The organism is Candidatus Poriferisodalis sp. (assembly GCF_965208485.1).
Lineage (GTDB): Bacteria > Actinomycetota > Acidimicrobiia > Acidimicrobiales > Poriferisodalaceae > Poriferisodalis.
Map to the genome: position 1 here is coordinate 4,454,673 of NZ_OZ242344.1, position 14,547 is coordinate 4,469,219.

Consider the following 14,547-nt stretch of genomic DNA (forward strand, 5'->3'; position numbering starts at 1 on the left):
CTAGGGTGGCCCGCCGTGACCGAGGCTGAACTGCTGGAGCTGCTGTCTGAGGGACGGGTGGCAACCCTCGCGACAATCCGGTCCGACGGGCGCGTCGACTTGGTGCCATGCACCTATGCGTTCGAGGACGATGTCGTGGTGACCGCCGTCGACCACAAGCCCAAGACGACCATGGATCTCAAGCGGCTGGACAACGTTCGACGCTTCCCCGAGGTCACCATGCTGATCGAGCACTACGACGACGAGAACTGGGAGCGCCTGTGGTGGGTGCGCCTGCGAGGCCGAGCCGCGGTGCGCACCGAAGGCACGCAGTATCGCAATGCGATCAAACTGCTGTGCGAGCGCTACCCGCAGTACGCCGCCGAGCCGCCGGTCGGCGCCGCCATCGTCATCCAGCGCACCGAACTGACCGGCTGGTCAGCGACGGCCTGAGCCGGCGCAGCGCCCCCGGCCGGCATAGTGCCGGCGCATAGAGCTCGGCCGGCACCGAAGGCAGGCATCGCCCGCTCGCGAACGGATCCTCGAACCACTCGTCGGGGCACAGCCGGCTGTGATGCTCCGCCAACAAATCACACCCCCCTCCTACGATGGACCTCGTGGATGTCGCTTACGTCGAGGACAAGTTCGCTGAGCTGCTGCTGCATGTCGCTGCTCGGTTGCAGGGCGACCTCGCAGGGGGCGCTACAAAGCTCAATAAGGTGTTGTTCTTCGTCGAGTTCACGCACTTGCGGCGGCATCACGAGGTGGTATCGGGCTGTCAGTTCCAGAAGCTCCCTCACGGGCCGGCTCCGCATCAGCTGCTCCCAGTCCGGCGACGGCTGATCGACTCCGGCGCAGCTGAGTTGATCGAGGAGGACTTTCTCGGCCGCCCTCAGCACCGATTGGTGCCGAAGCGCGATGCAGATCTGACTTGGTTCACGGACGCGGAGATGCAGACCGTCTCCGATGTGCTCGCCCAGCTGGAGGGGATGACGGGTACGCAGGTCAGCGAGCTTTCTCATCAGGAGCCAGGTTGGCGGCTGACCGAGATTGGCGAGACGATCCCGTTCTCGACTGCCTTCCTCGACTTTCCGCAAACTGCGACCCCGACCAGCGAGCGGCTTTCCCAGTCGGTTGCGGAGCGATACGGGTTGGCGACCGCCGGTTGATGTTCGAGGTTCGTGTCGGCGAGGCCGCAGCCGACAAGGTCACGAGGACGTACGGTCCCGAGCGAAGCGCGGGCGGGCGGCCGTCGGAGTGGGATTTCTGGTCCGGACCCCTCGCTGCTGCGCTCATCGGGTTCCGGGACTTCGAGAATCTGCTGTTCGACTTCTACCCGGAGATCCGTACGCTCCACATCATCGACCCGGTCTTTGGGGCTCTGGTGTTCGCTGGCGTGCTCGTGGAGCCAGGTGTGGTCGAGATCGCCGACTTCGAGGTCGACCCTGACTATTGGGACATGATCGAAGACGACCCGAACGACTGAACCGACTGCCCCGGCCGGCATGGTGCCGGCGCAGCGCCCTCGGCAGGATTCGAACCTGCGCACATGGCTCCGGAGGCCACTGCTCTATCCCCTGAGCTACGAGGGCTAGAGGTCCGGCTGGATTCGATTCCCGGACCCGATGCCCGGTCAAGCTATCGACCGCTCTCGCGCCCCACTCTGGCGGCGACTGCTCGTTTCCACAGCCTCACCGCCCCGTAGCGCCGCAGCGGCGGCCCAGCGACTGCCACGCGGCACTGCATTCGCGAGGCAGAAAATGGCCCCGAGTTCGTGGGGATGCAGGGGTAGCGTCGCTTCGATGATGGAAGCTGAGTTGAGGCTTGCGATCTCGAGCGCACTCGAGTGCCTCGGCGTGCACGTTGACCCGTCGCGCCTCGGCCTCGAACGTCCGGCACGCGTCGATCATGGCGACTGGTCCACGAACGCAGCGCTGGTGAACGCGAGGAGCGCCCGGATGGCGCCTCGCGAGCTGGCAGAGCGGCTTGCCGCAGAGCTCGACGGTGCCGGATTGCCACATCTCGAGCGAGCCGAGGTGGCGGGACCCGGCTTCGTGAACCTGTACCTGTCGCCGACCTGGCTGCACGAAGTGCTCGGAGCGGTGCTGCGCCTCGGCGCCGATGCCTACGCGCGCCACGACCTCGGTGCCGGCCAGACGGTCAATCTCGAGTTCGTGTCGGCAAATCCCACCGGGCCGCTGCATGCTGGCGGCGGTCGCTGGGGGGCCTTCGGCGACAGCCTGGCCCGCCTGTTCCGCCGCTGCGGCTACGAGACCCACACCGAGTACTACGTCAATGACCGCGGCACCCAGATGGAGCTGTTCGGGCGTTCCTTGGCGGCCCGACTGGTTGGCCGGCCAGTGCCCGACGACGGTTACCACGGCGAGTACGTCGCCGAGTGGGCGAAGGAGCTCGCGACAGAGCTGGGGGCTGGCCCTTCATTGGGTGAGGCTGATCTCGGGGCGGCGCTCGATGCGCTCGGCGGCTCGGCCTACGCGACGTCGTGGGGACGTGACCGGGCGCTTCGTGATGTGAGCGAAGCGCTTGAAGCGATGAACGTCGGCTTCGACCACTGGCAGAGCGAGAACGAGCTGGTGGCTTCCGGCGCCATGGACGACATCATCGGGCGCCTGAGCGACGCCGGCTGGACCTACACCTCTGACGGCGCCGAATGGCTCGCGACCAGCAAGTTCGAGGACTCCAAGGACCGGGTGCTGCGACGCAGCGACGGCGAGCCCACGTATTTCTTGCCCGACATCGCGTACCACCACCAGAAGTTCCGTCGCGGTGACCGCGATATCGGCTTGGTGATCGACGTGCTGGGGGCGGACCACCACGGCTACGTGCCTCGCATCGCCGCTGCCATGCAGATGCTCGGGCACCTGCCCGAGTCCTATGAGGCCATCGTCGGCCAGAACGTGACGCTGATGCGTGACGGCGAGGTCATCGAGCTGTCCAAGCGCACCGGCACCATGGTCGAGGTGCGCGAGCTCATCGATGCTGTGGGCCCAGACGTGGCGCGCTTTGCGTTCCTGCTGCAGTCGATCGACTCGCGCCAGACCATCGACATCGACCTGCTGTCGGCCCAAGCGGCAGAGAATCCCGTCTTCTACGTGCAGTACGCGCACGCCCGGATTGCCTCGGTCGCCCGGCGCGCCGAGTCGATGGGGGTCGCACCCGTGCCGCCGGCGGGCACCGATCTGGGAACGCTGATCGGCGGGCGGGAAGTGGCGCTGCTGCGGGCGCTCGAAGTGCTGCCGTCAGTGGTCGAGATCGCGCTGCGCGAGCGGGCGCCCCACAAAGTGACGACCTGGGTGCGCGACCTTGCAGCAGCCTTCCACGGCTTCTACCACGACTGCCCGATCTTGCACAGCGACAACCCGCCGGAGGTGCGCGACGCCCGGCTGTGCCTCACCGAGGGCACGCGGATCGGCTTGGCGATCGGTCTCGGGTTGCTCGGCGTGAACGCGCCCGAGGCAATGTGAGCGTGGCGGAGGTCTGGCGATGAGTGCTGATGCACCGCAAGCCGCGGCGGACGATCCCAGCGGGCCGATCCCGTTCCGGCTGCTCCCCGACACGTCTGCGGTGTCCGGGCAGGGACGCCTGCGCATCGGGGGATGCGACCTCGTCGAATTGGCCGCAGAGTTCGGCACGCCGCTGTTCGTCTACGACGAAGTGCACCTGCGCGCACGATGCCGCGAAGCGGTCGCGGCCTTCGATGGAGGAGCGGCCTACGCCGCCAAGGCGTTCCTGTGCGCGGCGATGGCGCGCCTGGCGATCTCCGAAGGCATGGACATCGACGTGTCCAGCGGCGGCGAGCTGCAGACGGTCCTGCGGTCCTTCGGCGACGGCGGTGCCCGCGAGGCGGCCGAGCGCGTCGTGCTGCACGGCAACAACAAGTCGGCTGCCGAGCTGGCGATGGCACGCGCAGCAGGGGTCGGCCGCCTTGTCGTCGACTCGTTCGAAGAGCTGGACATCTTGGACGAATTGCACCGTGCTGACGGCATGGTGCCGCGGGCGCTGCTGCGTGTGACGCCTGACGTGCGCGCCGAGACGCACGAGTACATCTCCACCGGGCAGGCTGACTCGAAGTTCGGCTTCGGCATCGGCTCTGGTGCCGCGACCGCAGCGGTCGAGCGTGCCGCGGCTGCAGAGGGGATCGAGCTGGCCGGCGTTCACTGCCACATCGGCAGCCAGGTCTTCCGGACCGAGAGCCTGGCCAAGGCATTGGAGGTGGTCACGGACTTCGCCGCACCTTTGTTCGGCGACGGCGGGCCGGCGGCCGGCTGCTTGGAGGATCTGTCGATCGGCGGCGGCCTCGGCGTTGCCTACGTGGAAGCCGAGCATGCCCCGACGATCTCCGAGTGGGGCGTGGCGCTGAGCGATCGCTGGCGCACGCTGAGCGCCCGTCACGGCTTGGGTGCCCGTCTGGTGGCCGAGCCAGGGCGCGCCATTGCCGCAGCGGCCGCGGTCACGCTGTACACGGTGGGAAGCGTCAAGGAGATTCCGAGGGTGCGGACCTACGTCGCGGTCGACGGCGGCTATGGCGACAACCCTCGCCCGATGCTCTATGGCAGCGACTACACCGCCTTCATGCCCGCTCGGGTCAGCGAGCCCCGGCCCAGCCGGGTGCGGCTGGTGGGCAAGCACTGCGAATCCGGTGACGTGATCGTGCGTTCAGCCCCGGTTCCCGTCGGCATCGATGCGGGCGACTTGGTGGCCACGCCCGTCACCGGCGCGTACGGCTACTCGATGGGTTCGTCCTACAACCGCATCGGCCGCCCAGCGGTGGTGTTCGTGGCCGACGGCGACGCTCGCCTCGTGATCCGGCGCGAAACCGTCGACGACATGCTGGCGCTCGATGCGCTCTCCTGAAGCACAGCGGATTCAGTCGACCGACGTGAGGTGACTCGCTCGCGGCGGGTTACGGGTGGTTCAGCAGCGTCCTGACGATCTCGCTGACGTGCCAGCTGGTGTTGACGTCGATCACGCCAAGGGGGCGCACTAGGCGGTTGGTGTTGACGGATCGCAGAAGTTCGCATTGCACGTAGCTCGTCTCGCGCAGGCCCGTGCGTGCATTTGCGGAGATTTCGACATGGAGGTCCAGTCCCCGATGAGTCGTCGTCAGGGGCGCCACGATCGCGATCGGGAAGTCAGAGCCGAAGATGTCCGGCGGGCCGATCACAAGCGCTGGCCGGCGGGAGGCAGGTTCGCTCGGGTACGACTCGCCGAAGTCGGTGAGCCAGAGCTCGTCAATCGATGCCATTGCCCACGTGAGTCGATTCGGCCTCGGCCAAGTAGTCGGCCCACGCCTGTGGGTCGCTGCGCAATTCGGCGTATTGCTCCTGCACTCGCAATCCGAGTCTCAGCCGGCGCAGCGCATCAGCGGCTTGACGGACCGTCTCGGTCAGACTGTCACCGTTGGCACGGCTCATCTCGACCAGCTGGGCATGTGTGCAGCGATCGACGCGGATCGTGGTGGTCTCCATGGGCTGACGCTAGCGCGGTCATCTGCATCAATGTCTACAAAATATCTACGGGAGCCAGCTACGATCGGCCAATTCGTCTGACCTCTGCTGCTGATGCACTCGGTGCGGTCGTGGTGGCGGCCTGGGGGTTGGTCAGATCGGAGTCGCTACGACGCTCGTCGTGCTTCGAGGCTTGGCGTACCCGGTTGTGGGTCATCGCGTTGGCGTGGGGTGCTGGCTGGTTCGTGTTCGCAGAGACATCTGCTGTCTGGCTGCGACTCGGGCTGTTGGTCGCCGTCGGGCTGTGGGCGGTGCAAGGCGCGGCGCTGGTGTGGGTGGCCTCAATGCGTCGATTGATGCACGTCGATTGATGCCGGCTGCGGTTGTCGGCATCGTCATCCCAGGCCGCAGCGGGCACCGCGGCGATCCTCGACGAGCCGTGGTGACAGTGGACTGCGGAAATCCTTGCGGGAGGATGCGGGCACTGACGGTACCGTTTCGGTCGTGCCTGGAGCCGGATCCGAGTCAGCACGCCTCGCCGCCCCCGATGCGGAAGCGTCCCAACCGGTGCGCGTCGGCATCCTCGGCTGCGGCAACGTCGGGGCGTCCCTCGTGTCGCTGCTGCTGCGCGATGCCTCACACCTCGCGAGTCGCACCTCGCTCGACTTCTCGGTCAGCCGCGTCGCGGTCCGCAATCTCAGTGCCGAGCGTTCGGTTGCAGTTCCCGACGACGTGCTGACCAGCGACAGCGAGTCGCTGGTGGTCGCCGACGACGTGGATGTGGTCGTCGAGGCGATGGGCGGCATCGAGCCGGCCCGGCACTTGGTCAGCGCCGCTCTCGAAGCCGGCAAGCCGGTCGTGACGGCCAACAAGGAACTGATCGCCAACGTCGGCGACGAGCTGTTCGCTCTCGCCGAGGCCAACGGCGTCGACTTGGCTTTCGAAGCGGCCGTGGCCGGCGGGATCCCGCTCATCGGGGTGCTGCGCAACTCGCTCATCGGCGAGCGCATCACCAGGGTGATGGGCATCGTGAACGGCACGACCAACTACATCCTCACCCGTATGACCGAGGACGGTGCCGACTATGCCGATGTGCTGGGCGAGGCCCAGCGGCTCGGATATGCCGAAGCCGATCCGACCGCCGACGTGGAGGGCTTCGACGCCGGCGCCAAGGCAGCGATCTTGGCCATGACCGCGTTCGGCGCCAAGGTCGTGGCAGGAGACGTCCACCAGGAAGGCATCAGCGCGATCGGCAGGGGTGACATCGCAGCCGCCGCCCGGATGGGCCATGTCATCAAGCTGCTCGCCGTGGCCGAGCGGCAGGACGGCGAGATCGCCGTGCGGGTGCATCCGGCCATGGTGCCGATCGACCACCCGCTGGCATCGGTGCGCGACGCCTTCAACGCCGTGTTCCTTGAGGGCGAAGCCGTCGAAGACCTGATGCTGTATGGGCGCGGCGCCGGAGGGTTCCCGACGGCGAGCGCCATGCTGGGCGACCTCATCACCGTTTCGCAGAACCTGCGCCGGGGCGTGTGCGACGGGTTCGGTCCGCTGACCGCTGCGCGCCTGCGCCCCATCGACGAGACCTGCACCGCCTACCACCTGCAGTTCGATGTCACCGACAAGCCCGGCGTGCTGGCTGCGGTGGCCGGCGTGTTCGGCGAGCACGGGGTGTCGATCCGCTCGGTCGAGCAGACCACCCGGGGCGCAGCCGCCGACGACATCGCTCACCTGGAGTTCATCACCCACCGGGCTCGCGAGGCTGACGTAGCATCCACGCTGCGCGACGTGCGCGAGCTTGATGCGGTGCGGCGCATCGGCAACGCGATCCGTGTGATCGGCGAGTAGCCGGCGAGATCGGCTGGCTCGGTCATGCGCTACGTGAGCACCCGGGGCGACGCCCCGGTCTTGGACTTCGGCGATGTGCTGCTCGAAGGTCTGGCGGCCGACGGCGGGCTGTATGTGCCCGCCGAGCTGCCGGCCATCAGCCGCAGCGATCTGGCCGACTTCGCGAGCCTGCCGTACCACGAGGTAGCGGCGCGGGTGCTGGAGCCTTTCGTTGCGCCGTCGCTCAGCATCGACGACTTGGCGGTGCTGACCTGCGACGCGTACTCGACTTTCGGCCATCCCGACGTAGTGCCCACCAGCGAGCTGTCGACGGGCGAGCATCTCACTGAGCTGTACTGGGGTCCGACGCTGTCGTTCAAGGACGTGGCGCTCCAGCTATTGGGCCGCCTGTTCGAGCACGAACTTGTCCGGCGAGGCACCACCCTGACCATCGTGGGCGCCACCTCGGGCGACACGGGTTCGGCTGCCATCGAAGCGTGCCGCGACCGGGTGGGCATCGAACTGGTGATGCTGCACCCGGCGGGCCGGGTCACTGAGATCCAGCGGCGGCAGATGACCACGGTGGACAGTCCCAACATCACGAACGTGGCCATCGACGGCACGTTCGACGACTGCCAGGATTTGGTTAAGGCACTGTTCGCCGACCGGCCGTTCCGCGAGCGGATGAGACTCGGCGCCGTGAACAGCATCAACTGGGCCCGGGTCGCAGCGCAGACCGTGTATTACGCGATCACTGCCGTGAGGCTCGGAGCACCCGTCAATGCGGTGTCGTTCTGCGTGCCGACCGGCAATTTCGGCAATGTGCTCGCAGGCGACGTGGCCCGCCGCATGGGCGTGCCGATCGATCGACTCGTGGTCGCCACGAATCACAACGACATCCTGGCCCGCGCGCACCGCACCGGCGAGATGGCCATCGCCGAAGTGCGGCCGTCCACCAGCCCGGCCATGGACATCGGGGTGTCCAGCAACTTCGAGCGTCTGCTGTTCGAGCTGGGCGGCCGCCGCGGCGCCGCGCTCGCCGCCGACATGGCCCGCTTCCGGACCGATGACGCGCTCGTGCTGGCGCCCGACGTGCTCGCCAGACTGCGCGCAGGCTTCGATGTCGGCTCGGCGAGCGAGGACGAGGTGTCGGCCACCATCGCCGCTGTGCACGAGTCCGACGACCGGCTCATCGACCCTCACACAGCGGTCGCGCGCACGGTGGCCCGCCGCGACGCTCCCGCCGGAGGCTGGACGACGCCCATGGCGGTCATGTCCACCGCCCATCCGGCCAAGTTCGGCGAAGCAGTAGCTGAGGCAACAGGCATCGAGCCGGAGTTGCCCCCGGCACTCGCCGCCCTGGCTGATCGTGACGAGCACCTCACTGCGCTCCCGAACGACCTCGCCACCCTGCGCGACTTCGTCATCGCAGCAGCATCGCAGTAGCGGTGCCAACGGCGCGGCGGTAGCGTTGGCGCCGATCGACGGTTCCCCAGTGCAGAGCGTGCTCAGTGAGGGGTTCGCTCGGGCGTCATGGGACCGGATCGCTGGGTCGGGCGACAGAGTCCGGCACAGGAAACGCAAACTCGCTGCGCGGCCCAACAGGGCTGCGCTCTTAGGCAAGAGCTTCTGAGGTCGCCATGTCGGACACACCGGATCGTGCTTTGCTCGAATCCAAGGAGCGAGACGAGCTGCTCCAGATCGCCGCGGCGCTCGGTGCCGAGGTACCACCTCGTGCCCGCAAGGCCACGATCATCAGCGCCATTCTTGGCCCGGACACCGTCGGCAGCGCTGCGGGCGATGAACTCGATCCGACGGCCGACATCGCTCACGCCCCTGCGACCACGACGCGCACTCGTACCCCAGCAGTGCCCGGCTCTGGCCGCAACGAACCTGCTGCCAAGGCGTCGTCCTCACCCCGCGCCGTGAAGTCGCAGGATGCTCCAGCAGACGAGGGATCGCCGGACGCCGCAGACCACTCGCCCGAGGTGCCGGTGGCCGAGGAAGGCAACCGTCGCAGCCGCCGCCGCGGACGCGATCGTGACGACACGCCGATTGTCGGCGAGACCGTCCACTGCGACGGGCTGCTGGACCTGCGCGACGAGGGGTACGGCTTCCTGCGCACAAACGGGCCGTTGCCTTCCGCCGACGACGTGTACGTTGCGGCCCGGCAGGTCCGCCAGTACGACCTGCGCCGCGGCGACCGCATCACCGGTGTCAGCCGGCCGGCGGCCCGCAGCGAGCGAAATCCTGCTCTGCTGCGCTTGGACACGCTCAACGGCGAGCCGCCCCCGGAGGTGCCCGACCGGCCGCTGTTCGACAGCCTCACGGCGGTGCTGCCGACCGAAGCACTGATGCTGTGCGGCCCCCAGCAGACCGGACCGCTGGCAGCCATTGACGCCGGCGTCCCGATCGGCATCGGATCCCGCGGCCTGCTCATGGCCGACGGAACCCGTCCGACGTCCCCGCTTGTGGCGGCTATGGCCACGGCCATCGGAGAGCGTCATCCCGACATTCACCTGATCGTCCTGCTGATTTCTGAGCGGCCTGAGGACGTCACCGAGTTGACCCGACGGCTGGAGACCTCTGGCGAGGTCTTGGCGTCGACGTTCGATCGGCCGCCCGAGGAGCATCTCGCTGTGGCCGAGCTCACGCTGGAGCGCACCAAGCGCATGGCGGAGGCGGGCGAAGACGTCGTCATCCTCTTCGACGGGTTGACGCGGCTCGCCCGTGCATATGCGGCGAGCGGCAACGGGCGGAACCAGCCCGCCGACGCCGTGGGCGCTGCGATCACATCGACGCTGCGCTTCTTCGGAGGCGCCCGGAACTTGGAAGACGCCGGTTCGGTCACCATGGTGGCAACGGCCCGCACATCGACCGGCAGCGCCGCCGATGACCTCGCAGCTGCGCGGCTGCGCGAGGCGGCGAATCTGGAGATCGCCTTCGTCGGCGGGCTGCCCGGTTCCGCCGAACTGGACTCCGGCGAGATCCGTCTTGACTCCGACCGCAGCTTCAGCCTCGGCGGACGCCGCTGAAAGATGGACAGATGCGGTTGGGCCTTGAGTCCCGTAGCCTGATCAACGGCTGATCTGCCCGAAGCCGTCCACGCAGGGAACACGATGAAGAGCGACATCCATCCCAATTACCGACCCGTCGTGTTCCGCGACGCCAGTGCCGACTTCGCCTTCCTCACACAGTCCACGATCGAGACCAACCACACGATCGAATGGACCGACGGCAACACCTACCCGCTGGCCAATGTCGAGCTGTCCAGCGCCAGTCACCCCTTCTTCACCGGCCAGATGAAGATCGTCGACACCGCCGGTCGGGTGGAGCGCTTCGAGCGGCGCTACGGTCAGAGGAAGCGGCGGAGCTGACGCCGCTCCGGAACGGTGTTGTCCCAGGACGCGGCGAGCATCGCGAATGACCAAGCGCCGCTAGGCGGCGGCGCGTGACTGCGGACAGCAGCCATGACACTTGACGCTGACCGCATCCGAGTCCTGCATGCGGCCAAGCTGAGAGTTCTGACCCGCACGGTGCTCGATGTGGAGTTGGCCGAGGTGTCGGGCACCGATGACGGCGCCCTTGCCGTCACCGCCGGCGCTGAGCCTGCGGTGGTCTGCCTCGCGCAGGAACGCCCCGAGCGGGCGCTCGGCGGCGCACTGGCGTTGGCGATTCGCAGCGGCTGCGACGCTGTGCACGTCTTCGCAGACGACCACAGCGGTCTGTTGGCGAGGCGGGCTGTCTGCTTCACCAAGCCTCCCTCGGTGTGGCAGATCCAGGGCGACACGGCTGTGCATGCAGAACCGTCACCGCGGCCGACCGAATCCGCCCCGCCGCGGGTGCCTGAGCTCGTGGCGCTGCTCGCCAGCGCTGGCGTCGAGATCGCGGTGGAGCACGGTGTCATCACCGGTGAGGTGGAAGGACTCGAGGTGGCGCGCATCGTGGCCTCGGCGGCGGCCACCGGCGCCAGCAGCACCGACGAAAGCCCCGGCGACGGTGATCCCGACAGCGGCGACGCCCCTGCGGTGGCATGGCAGATCGAAGTCGGCGTCGGTGCGCACGATCGGGAGGCGTTTGCGCTCCTGCATGCCGACGAGCCCACCGCCGAGGCCATTCGCCGCGTCGCGGACGTGGTGCGCACGCACCGTTGCGCGGGAGCGTCGCCCCATCCGCTGAACCGGATGGGCGCAGCCCGCTGGCTGCGTTCGCTGCTGATACGCCGACCGGACCTGGTGCGGGCAGGCCGCCTGCGCGCTGCGTCGCCGCCCGTCGAGCGCGGAGGTCCCAAGGACTCGTCGCCGGCTGTGGCATACGGCCTGACGCCCGATGGCCGTCGCATCGTCGTCGTGGCCGGCGTCGGCATTGATCTCGATGTGGTGCCGTTCGCGGCTGACGCCCGGCTGTTCTTGGACCCCGATGCCGAGCTGGCCGTTGCCGTGCCCCAACGCGACGCTCACGAGGTCATCAGAGCCATGGCGGAAAGGCTCGACAACCCCGCCGAGATCGTTGAGATCGATGACGGATGGCGCACTTTTTCGGGCGAGAGCACCTGAGGTGGCAGCAAGCCCCCAGTTAGCCTGAACACGTGTCGGGCACTGTCGAATCTCTGCGGCTCGATGCGCTGGAAGCCGAGCGGGCGGAGCTTGAACGGAAGCTGGGCGAGGGTGCTGCGTCCGGCGACCGGGCGCAGTTCGCGGAGCTCGGCCGGAGGCTGGCGCGCATCGGCGAGATCATCGAAGTCGCCCAGGAGGCGCATCTCGCTCTCGCCGACACCGAAGCTGCCCAGGACCTCCTCGATGCGAGCGACGGCGACGATGCCGTCGAGGCGACCCAGATGCTGGAGGCGGCGTCGCGACGCGCCGCGGACCTCGACGAGCGCCTCAAGACCCTGCTCCTGCCCGTCGATCCGAACGACGAGCGAGACGTCATCGTGGAGATCCAGGGTGCTGAAGGCGGCGAGGAAGCCAACATCTGGGCCCGGGATCTCTTCGAGATGTATCGCGCGTACGTCTCAGCACAGGCGGGATGGTCGCTGGAACTCCTCGGGCGCCAGGACAGCGACATGGGCGGGTTCACCAACGTCACCTTTGCGGTGCGCGGCCCGGGCGTGTGGCGTGGCTTGAAGCACGAGGGGGGACCGCACCGGGTGCAGCGGGTGCCGGTGACCGAGTCCCAAGGACGTGTCCACACGTCCTCGGCGACGGTCAGCGTTCTGCCTGAGGCCGAGGAGGTGGACGTGGAGATCGATCCGAATGACCTCATTGTCGACACCTTCCGCTCGTCGGGTCCCGGCGGCCAATCTGTGAACACGACCGACTCCGCCGTGCGCGTCACCCACAAGCCCACAGGTGTGGTCGTGTCGATGCAGGACGAGAAGAGCCAGCTGCAAAACCGCGCGAAGGCGATGCGGGTGCTGCGCTCCCGGCTGCTGCAGCTGTCCCAGGAGGCCCACGCTGCAGAGGTGGCCGCCCACAAGCGGAATCAGGTGCGCGGGGGAGGTCGCTCGGAGAAGATCCGGACCTACAATTTCAAAGAGAACCGCGTCACCGATCACCGGGTGGGATTGACGATCTACAAGCTGGACCGGGTGCTGGCCGGCGAGCTCGACGAGATCTTCGATGCCCTGCAGCAAGCCGAGCGTTCCGAACAGCTCGCCGCGGCTGCCGCCGGCGACTGACATCCTCCCAGCCCACGAGCGAGGTCCAGTGCCGCCGGCAAAGGAAGCTCTGAGGTTGGGAGACCTGTACCGGGGTTTGCGCGAGCAGTTCTCGGGGGCCGGAGTGCCGGAGCCCGACGTGAGCGCACGCCATATCGCTGCGGAGGCCAGCGGATGCGATGTCGCCGAGATCGCCCTGGCACCCAAGACGCCGATGACGGTGCGGATGGTGTCCCACGCCGACGCCATGGCAGCACGGCGTGTCGCCGGCGAGCCGCTGCAGTACGTCCTCGGCAGATGGGGATTCCGCGAACTCGACTTGGCGGTCGACAATCGAGCGCTGATCCCGCGCCCCGAGACTGAAGTCGTCGCGGGTGTCGCCATCGACTGGCTGTTCCAGACCGTGCGACGCCGCCGTCAGTCGGAGGTGGTCGTGGCCGATCTGGGCACCGGCTGCGGTGCGATTGCGCTGTCGATCGCTCACGAGGTGCCCCAGGCGCACGTACTGGCCACCGACAGTTCTGCGGAGGCGCTGGCGTTGGCGGCCGCGAACCTGGCGGGGCTGGGGAGTGCAGCGAGCCGGGTCTCGCTCTGCCAGGGAGATTGGTTCGAGGCGCTCTTGGGCTTCTTCGATCCGCAAGGCATCATCTGCGCAGCGGAGCTTCGAGGACAGCTCGATCTCATCGTGTCCAACCCGCCGTACGTGGCAGACGCGGAGGCTCTTCCGCCTGAAATCGACAACTGGGAGCCACATGAGGCGCTGTATGCGGGGACCGACGGTCTCAGCGCGTTGCGCACGATTGTGCGCGATGCCCGCGGCTGGCTGGCGCCAGGCGGGCTCCTGGCACTGGAGATCGGCTCCGATCAGGGGGCAGCGGTTTCCGAGATAGCGAGCGCTCGCGGCTACCAAGACGTGAGCGTCGAACCCGACCTTGCTGGCCTCGATCGCGTGCTCGTCGCCATTCGACCCCAAAATGAACCAGACAGTCTCGTCATCGAACAGGCGACGAGGCTGCTGCGCGAGGGCCACTTCGTCGTGGCCCCAACCGACACGCTCTGCGGGATCATGGCTCGGTACGCAGACACCGAAGCGGTCGCCCGTGTGTGCAAGACCAAGGACCGTCCCCGCACCGAACCGATGCCGATCCTCGTGTCGGGATTGGCCCAAGCTGAGGAGCTGGTCGAGTTCTCTGCGCAGGCACGGACGCTCGCCGAGCGTCACTGGCCCGGGGGACTCACGCTGGTAGCCCGCCGTCGTGGCGGTCCGGACCCGCTGCACGGTCGCGAGACTCTGGGCGTGAGAGCGCCGGCGGCAGGCTGGCTGCGGTGGCTCATCGACGAGGTCGGACCGGTGACCGGCACGAGCGCCAACCGGCACGGCTTCGAGACACCGGCAGACGCCAACGAGGCAGCGGCGAGTCTCGTCACGCCGCCGAGACTCGCCTGCGTCATCGGTGGGCGGGCGGCGGGTGGCGCCGCTTCGACGGTGGTGGACGTCACCGGGGACCAGCCCGTTGTGCTGCGAGACGGCGCTGTCGGGGTCGGCTCACTCGAGTTACCCGAGATTTCTGCCGAATCTGGCACCTGAGCGGCAGCGACCGCTGCGAGACTGAC

15 protein-coding genes and 1 tRNA gene are annotated in these 14,547 nt (G+C 67.9%); 13 read left to right on the plus strand and 3 right to left on the minus strand.

What is annotated here, in order from left to right; translation table 11 throughout:
• Nucleotides 1-15 precede the first annotated feature (15 nt).
• From ACOGXQ_RS20300 to ACOGXQ_RS20310, 3 genes are all read left to right on the plus strand, one after another.
• Complete coding sequence (locus ACOGXQ_RS20300; protein WP_419945413.1) at nucleotides 16-432, plus strand: TIGR03668 family PPOX class F420-dependent oxidoreductase; 417 nt, start codon at nucleotides 16-18, stop codon at nucleotides 430-432.
• A 164-nt stretch (nucleotides 433-596) separates the two neighbouring features.
• A complete protein-coding gene (locus ACOGXQ_RS20305; protein ID WP_419945414.1) occupies nucleotides 597-1,148 on the plus strand; it encodes a Panacea domain-containing protein in 552 nt (183 codons plus the stop codon).
• Nucleotides 1,148-1,465 (plus strand): hypothetical protein, encoded by a 318-nt coding sequence (locus ACOGXQ_RS20310; protein ID WP_419945415.1) that lies wholly within the window; start codon nucleotides 1,148-1,150, stop codon nucleotides 1,463-1,465. Before ACOGXQ_RS20305 ends, ACOGXQ_RS20310 begins: the two co-directional genes overlap by 1 nt.
• A gap of 34 nt (nucleotides 1,466-1,499) precedes the next feature.
• Here the strand turns inward: ACOGXQ_RS20310 and ACOGXQ_RS20315 are convergent.
• Nucleotides 1,500-1,571, minus strand: a tRNA-Arg gene (locus ACOGXQ_RS20315).
• Between the two features lie 213 nt (nucleotides 1,572-1,784).
• On the opposite strand from ACOGXQ_RS20315, the gene argS reads away from it, so the two are divergent.
• Together argS and lysA are read left to right on the plus strand one after the other, a co-directional pair.
• Complete coding sequence (gene argS, locus ACOGXQ_RS20320) at nucleotides 1,785-3,464, plus strand: arginine--tRNA ligase (RefSeq protein WP_419945416.1); 1,680 nt, start codon at nucleotides 1,785-1,787, stop codon at nucleotides 3,462-3,464.
• A gap of 19 nt (nucleotides 3,465-3,483) precedes the next feature.
• Nucleotides 3,484-4,854, plus strand: a complete 1,371-nt coding sequence (gene lysA, locus ACOGXQ_RS20325) for a diaminopimelate decarboxylase (protein WP_419945417.1) — start codon at nucleotides 3,484-3,486, stop codon at nucleotides 4,852-4,854.
• A gap of 49 nt (nucleotides 4,855-4,903) precedes the next feature.
• Here the strand turns inward: lysA and ACOGXQ_RS20330 are convergent, their stop codons facing one another.
• A complete protein-coding gene (locus ACOGXQ_RS20330; protein WP_419945418.1) occupies nucleotides 4,904-5,245 on the minus strand; it encodes a type II toxin-antitoxin system PemK/MazF family toxin in 342 nt (113 codons plus the stop codon).
• Nucleotides 5,232-5,468: a hypothetical protein gene (locus ACOGXQ_RS20335; RefSeq protein ID WP_419945419.1), complete on the minus strand. Its 237-nt coding sequence runs from the start codon at nucleotides 5,466-5,468 to the stop codon at nucleotides 5,232-5,234. The genes ACOGXQ_RS20330 and ACOGXQ_RS20335 overlap by 14 nt, the downstream gene beginning before the upstream one ends.
• A gap of 110 nt (nucleotides 5,469-5,578) precedes the next feature.
• On the opposite strand from ACOGXQ_RS20335, the gene ACOGXQ_RS20340 reads away from it, so the two are divergent.
• The 8 genes from ACOGXQ_RS20340 (at nucleotide 5,579) to prmC (ending at nucleotide 14,521) form a co-directional block, all read left to right on the plus strand.
• On the plus strand, nucleotides 5,579-5,818 hold the full coding sequence (locus ACOGXQ_RS20340) for a hypothetical protein (protein WP_419945420.1): 240 nt from the start codon (nucleotides 5,579-5,581) through the stop codon (nucleotides 5,816-5,818).
• Between the two features lie 133 nt (nucleotides 5,819-5,951).
• Nucleotides 5,952-7,295: a homoserine dehydrogenase gene (locus ACOGXQ_RS20345; RefSeq protein WP_419945421.1), complete on the plus strand. Its 1,344-nt coding sequence runs from the start codon at nucleotides 5,952-5,954 to the stop codon at nucleotides 7,293-7,295.
• Between the two features lie 24 nt (nucleotides 7,296-7,319).
• A complete protein-coding gene (thrC, locus tag ACOGXQ_RS20350) occupies nucleotides 7,320-8,720 on the plus strand; it encodes a threonine synthase (protein ID WP_419945422.1) in 1,401 nt (466 codons plus the stop codon).
• A gap of 194 nt (nucleotides 8,721-8,914) precedes the next feature.
• Nucleotides 8,915-10,309, plus strand: coding sequence for a hypothetical protein (locus ACOGXQ_RS20355; protein ID WP_419945423.1), 1,395 nt, complete (start codon nucleotides 8,915-8,917; stop codon nucleotides 10,307-10,309).
• An 84-nt stretch (nucleotides 10,310-10,393) separates the two neighbouring features.
• A complete protein-coding gene (locus ACOGXQ_RS20360; protein WP_419945424.1) occupies nucleotides 10,394-10,651 on the plus strand; it encodes a type B 50S ribosomal protein L31 in 258 nt (85 codons plus the stop codon).
• Between the two features lie 93 nt (nucleotides 10,652-10,744).
• Nucleotides 10,745-11,830, plus strand: a complete 1,086-nt coding sequence (locus tag ACOGXQ_RS20365) for a hypothetical protein (RefSeq protein WP_419945425.1) — start codon at nucleotides 10,745-10,747, stop codon at nucleotides 11,828-11,830.
• A gap of 32 nt (nucleotides 11,831-11,862) precedes the next feature.
• The gene (gene prfA / locus ACOGXQ_RS20370) at nucleotides 11,863-12,954 is read left to right on the plus strand and encodes a peptide chain release factor 1 (RefSeq protein WP_419945426.1); all 1,092 of its coding nucleotides are present in this window, start codon (nucleotides 11,863-11,865) and stop codon (nucleotides 12,952-12,954) included.
• Between the two features lie 28 nt (nucleotides 12,955-12,982).
• Complete coding sequence (gene prmC, locus ACOGXQ_RS20375; RefSeq protein WP_419945427.1) at nucleotides 12,983-14,521, plus strand: peptide chain release factor N(5)-glutamine methyltransferase; 1,539 nt, start codon at nucleotides 12,983-12,985, stop codon at nucleotides 14,519-14,521.
• The last annotated feature ends 26 nt before the right edge of the window (nucleotides 14,522-14,547 follow it).

What these genes read in the sequence shown, in the direction of transcription:
- ACOGXQ_RS20360 (WP_419945424.1), top strand. Translation starts at nt 10,394, where the DNA reads ATGAAGAGCGACATCCATCCCAATTACCGACCCGTCGTGTTCCGCGAC.
- ACOGXQ_RS20310 (WP_419945415.1), top strand. Translation starts at nt 1,148, where the DNA reads ATGTTCGAGGTTCGTGTCGGCGAGGCCGCAGCCGACAAGGTCACGAGG.
- ACOGXQ_RS20330 (WP_419945418.1), bottom strand. Translation starts at nt 5,245, where the DNA reads ATGGCATCGATTGACGAGCTCTGGCTCACCGACTTCGGCGAGTCGTAC.
- argS (WP_419945416.1), top strand. Translation starts at nt 1,785, where the DNA reads ATGGAAGCTGAGTTGAGGCTTGCGATCTCGAGCGCACTCGAGTGCCTC.
- ACOGXQ_RS20335 (WP_419945419.1), bottom strand. Translation starts at nt 5,468, where the DNA reads ATGGAGACCACCACGATCCGCGTCGATCGCTGCACACATGCCCAGCTG.
- ACOGXQ_RS20355 (WP_419945423.1), top strand. Translation starts at nt 8,915, where the DNA reads ATGTCGGACACACCGGATCGTGCTTTGCTCGAATCCAAGGAGCGAGAC.
- thrC (WP_419945422.1), top strand. Translation starts at nt 7,320, where the DNA reads ATGCGCTACGTGAGCACCCGGGGCGACGCCCCGGTCTTGGACTTCGGC.
- ACOGXQ_RS20365 (WP_419945425.1), top strand. Translation starts at nt 10,745, where the DNA reads ATGACACTTGACGCTGACCGCATCCGAGTCCTGCATGCGGCCAAGCTG.
- lysA (WP_419945417.1), top strand. Translation starts at nt 3,484, where the DNA reads ATGAGTGCTGATGCACCGCAAGCCGCGGCGGACGATCCCAGCGGGCCG.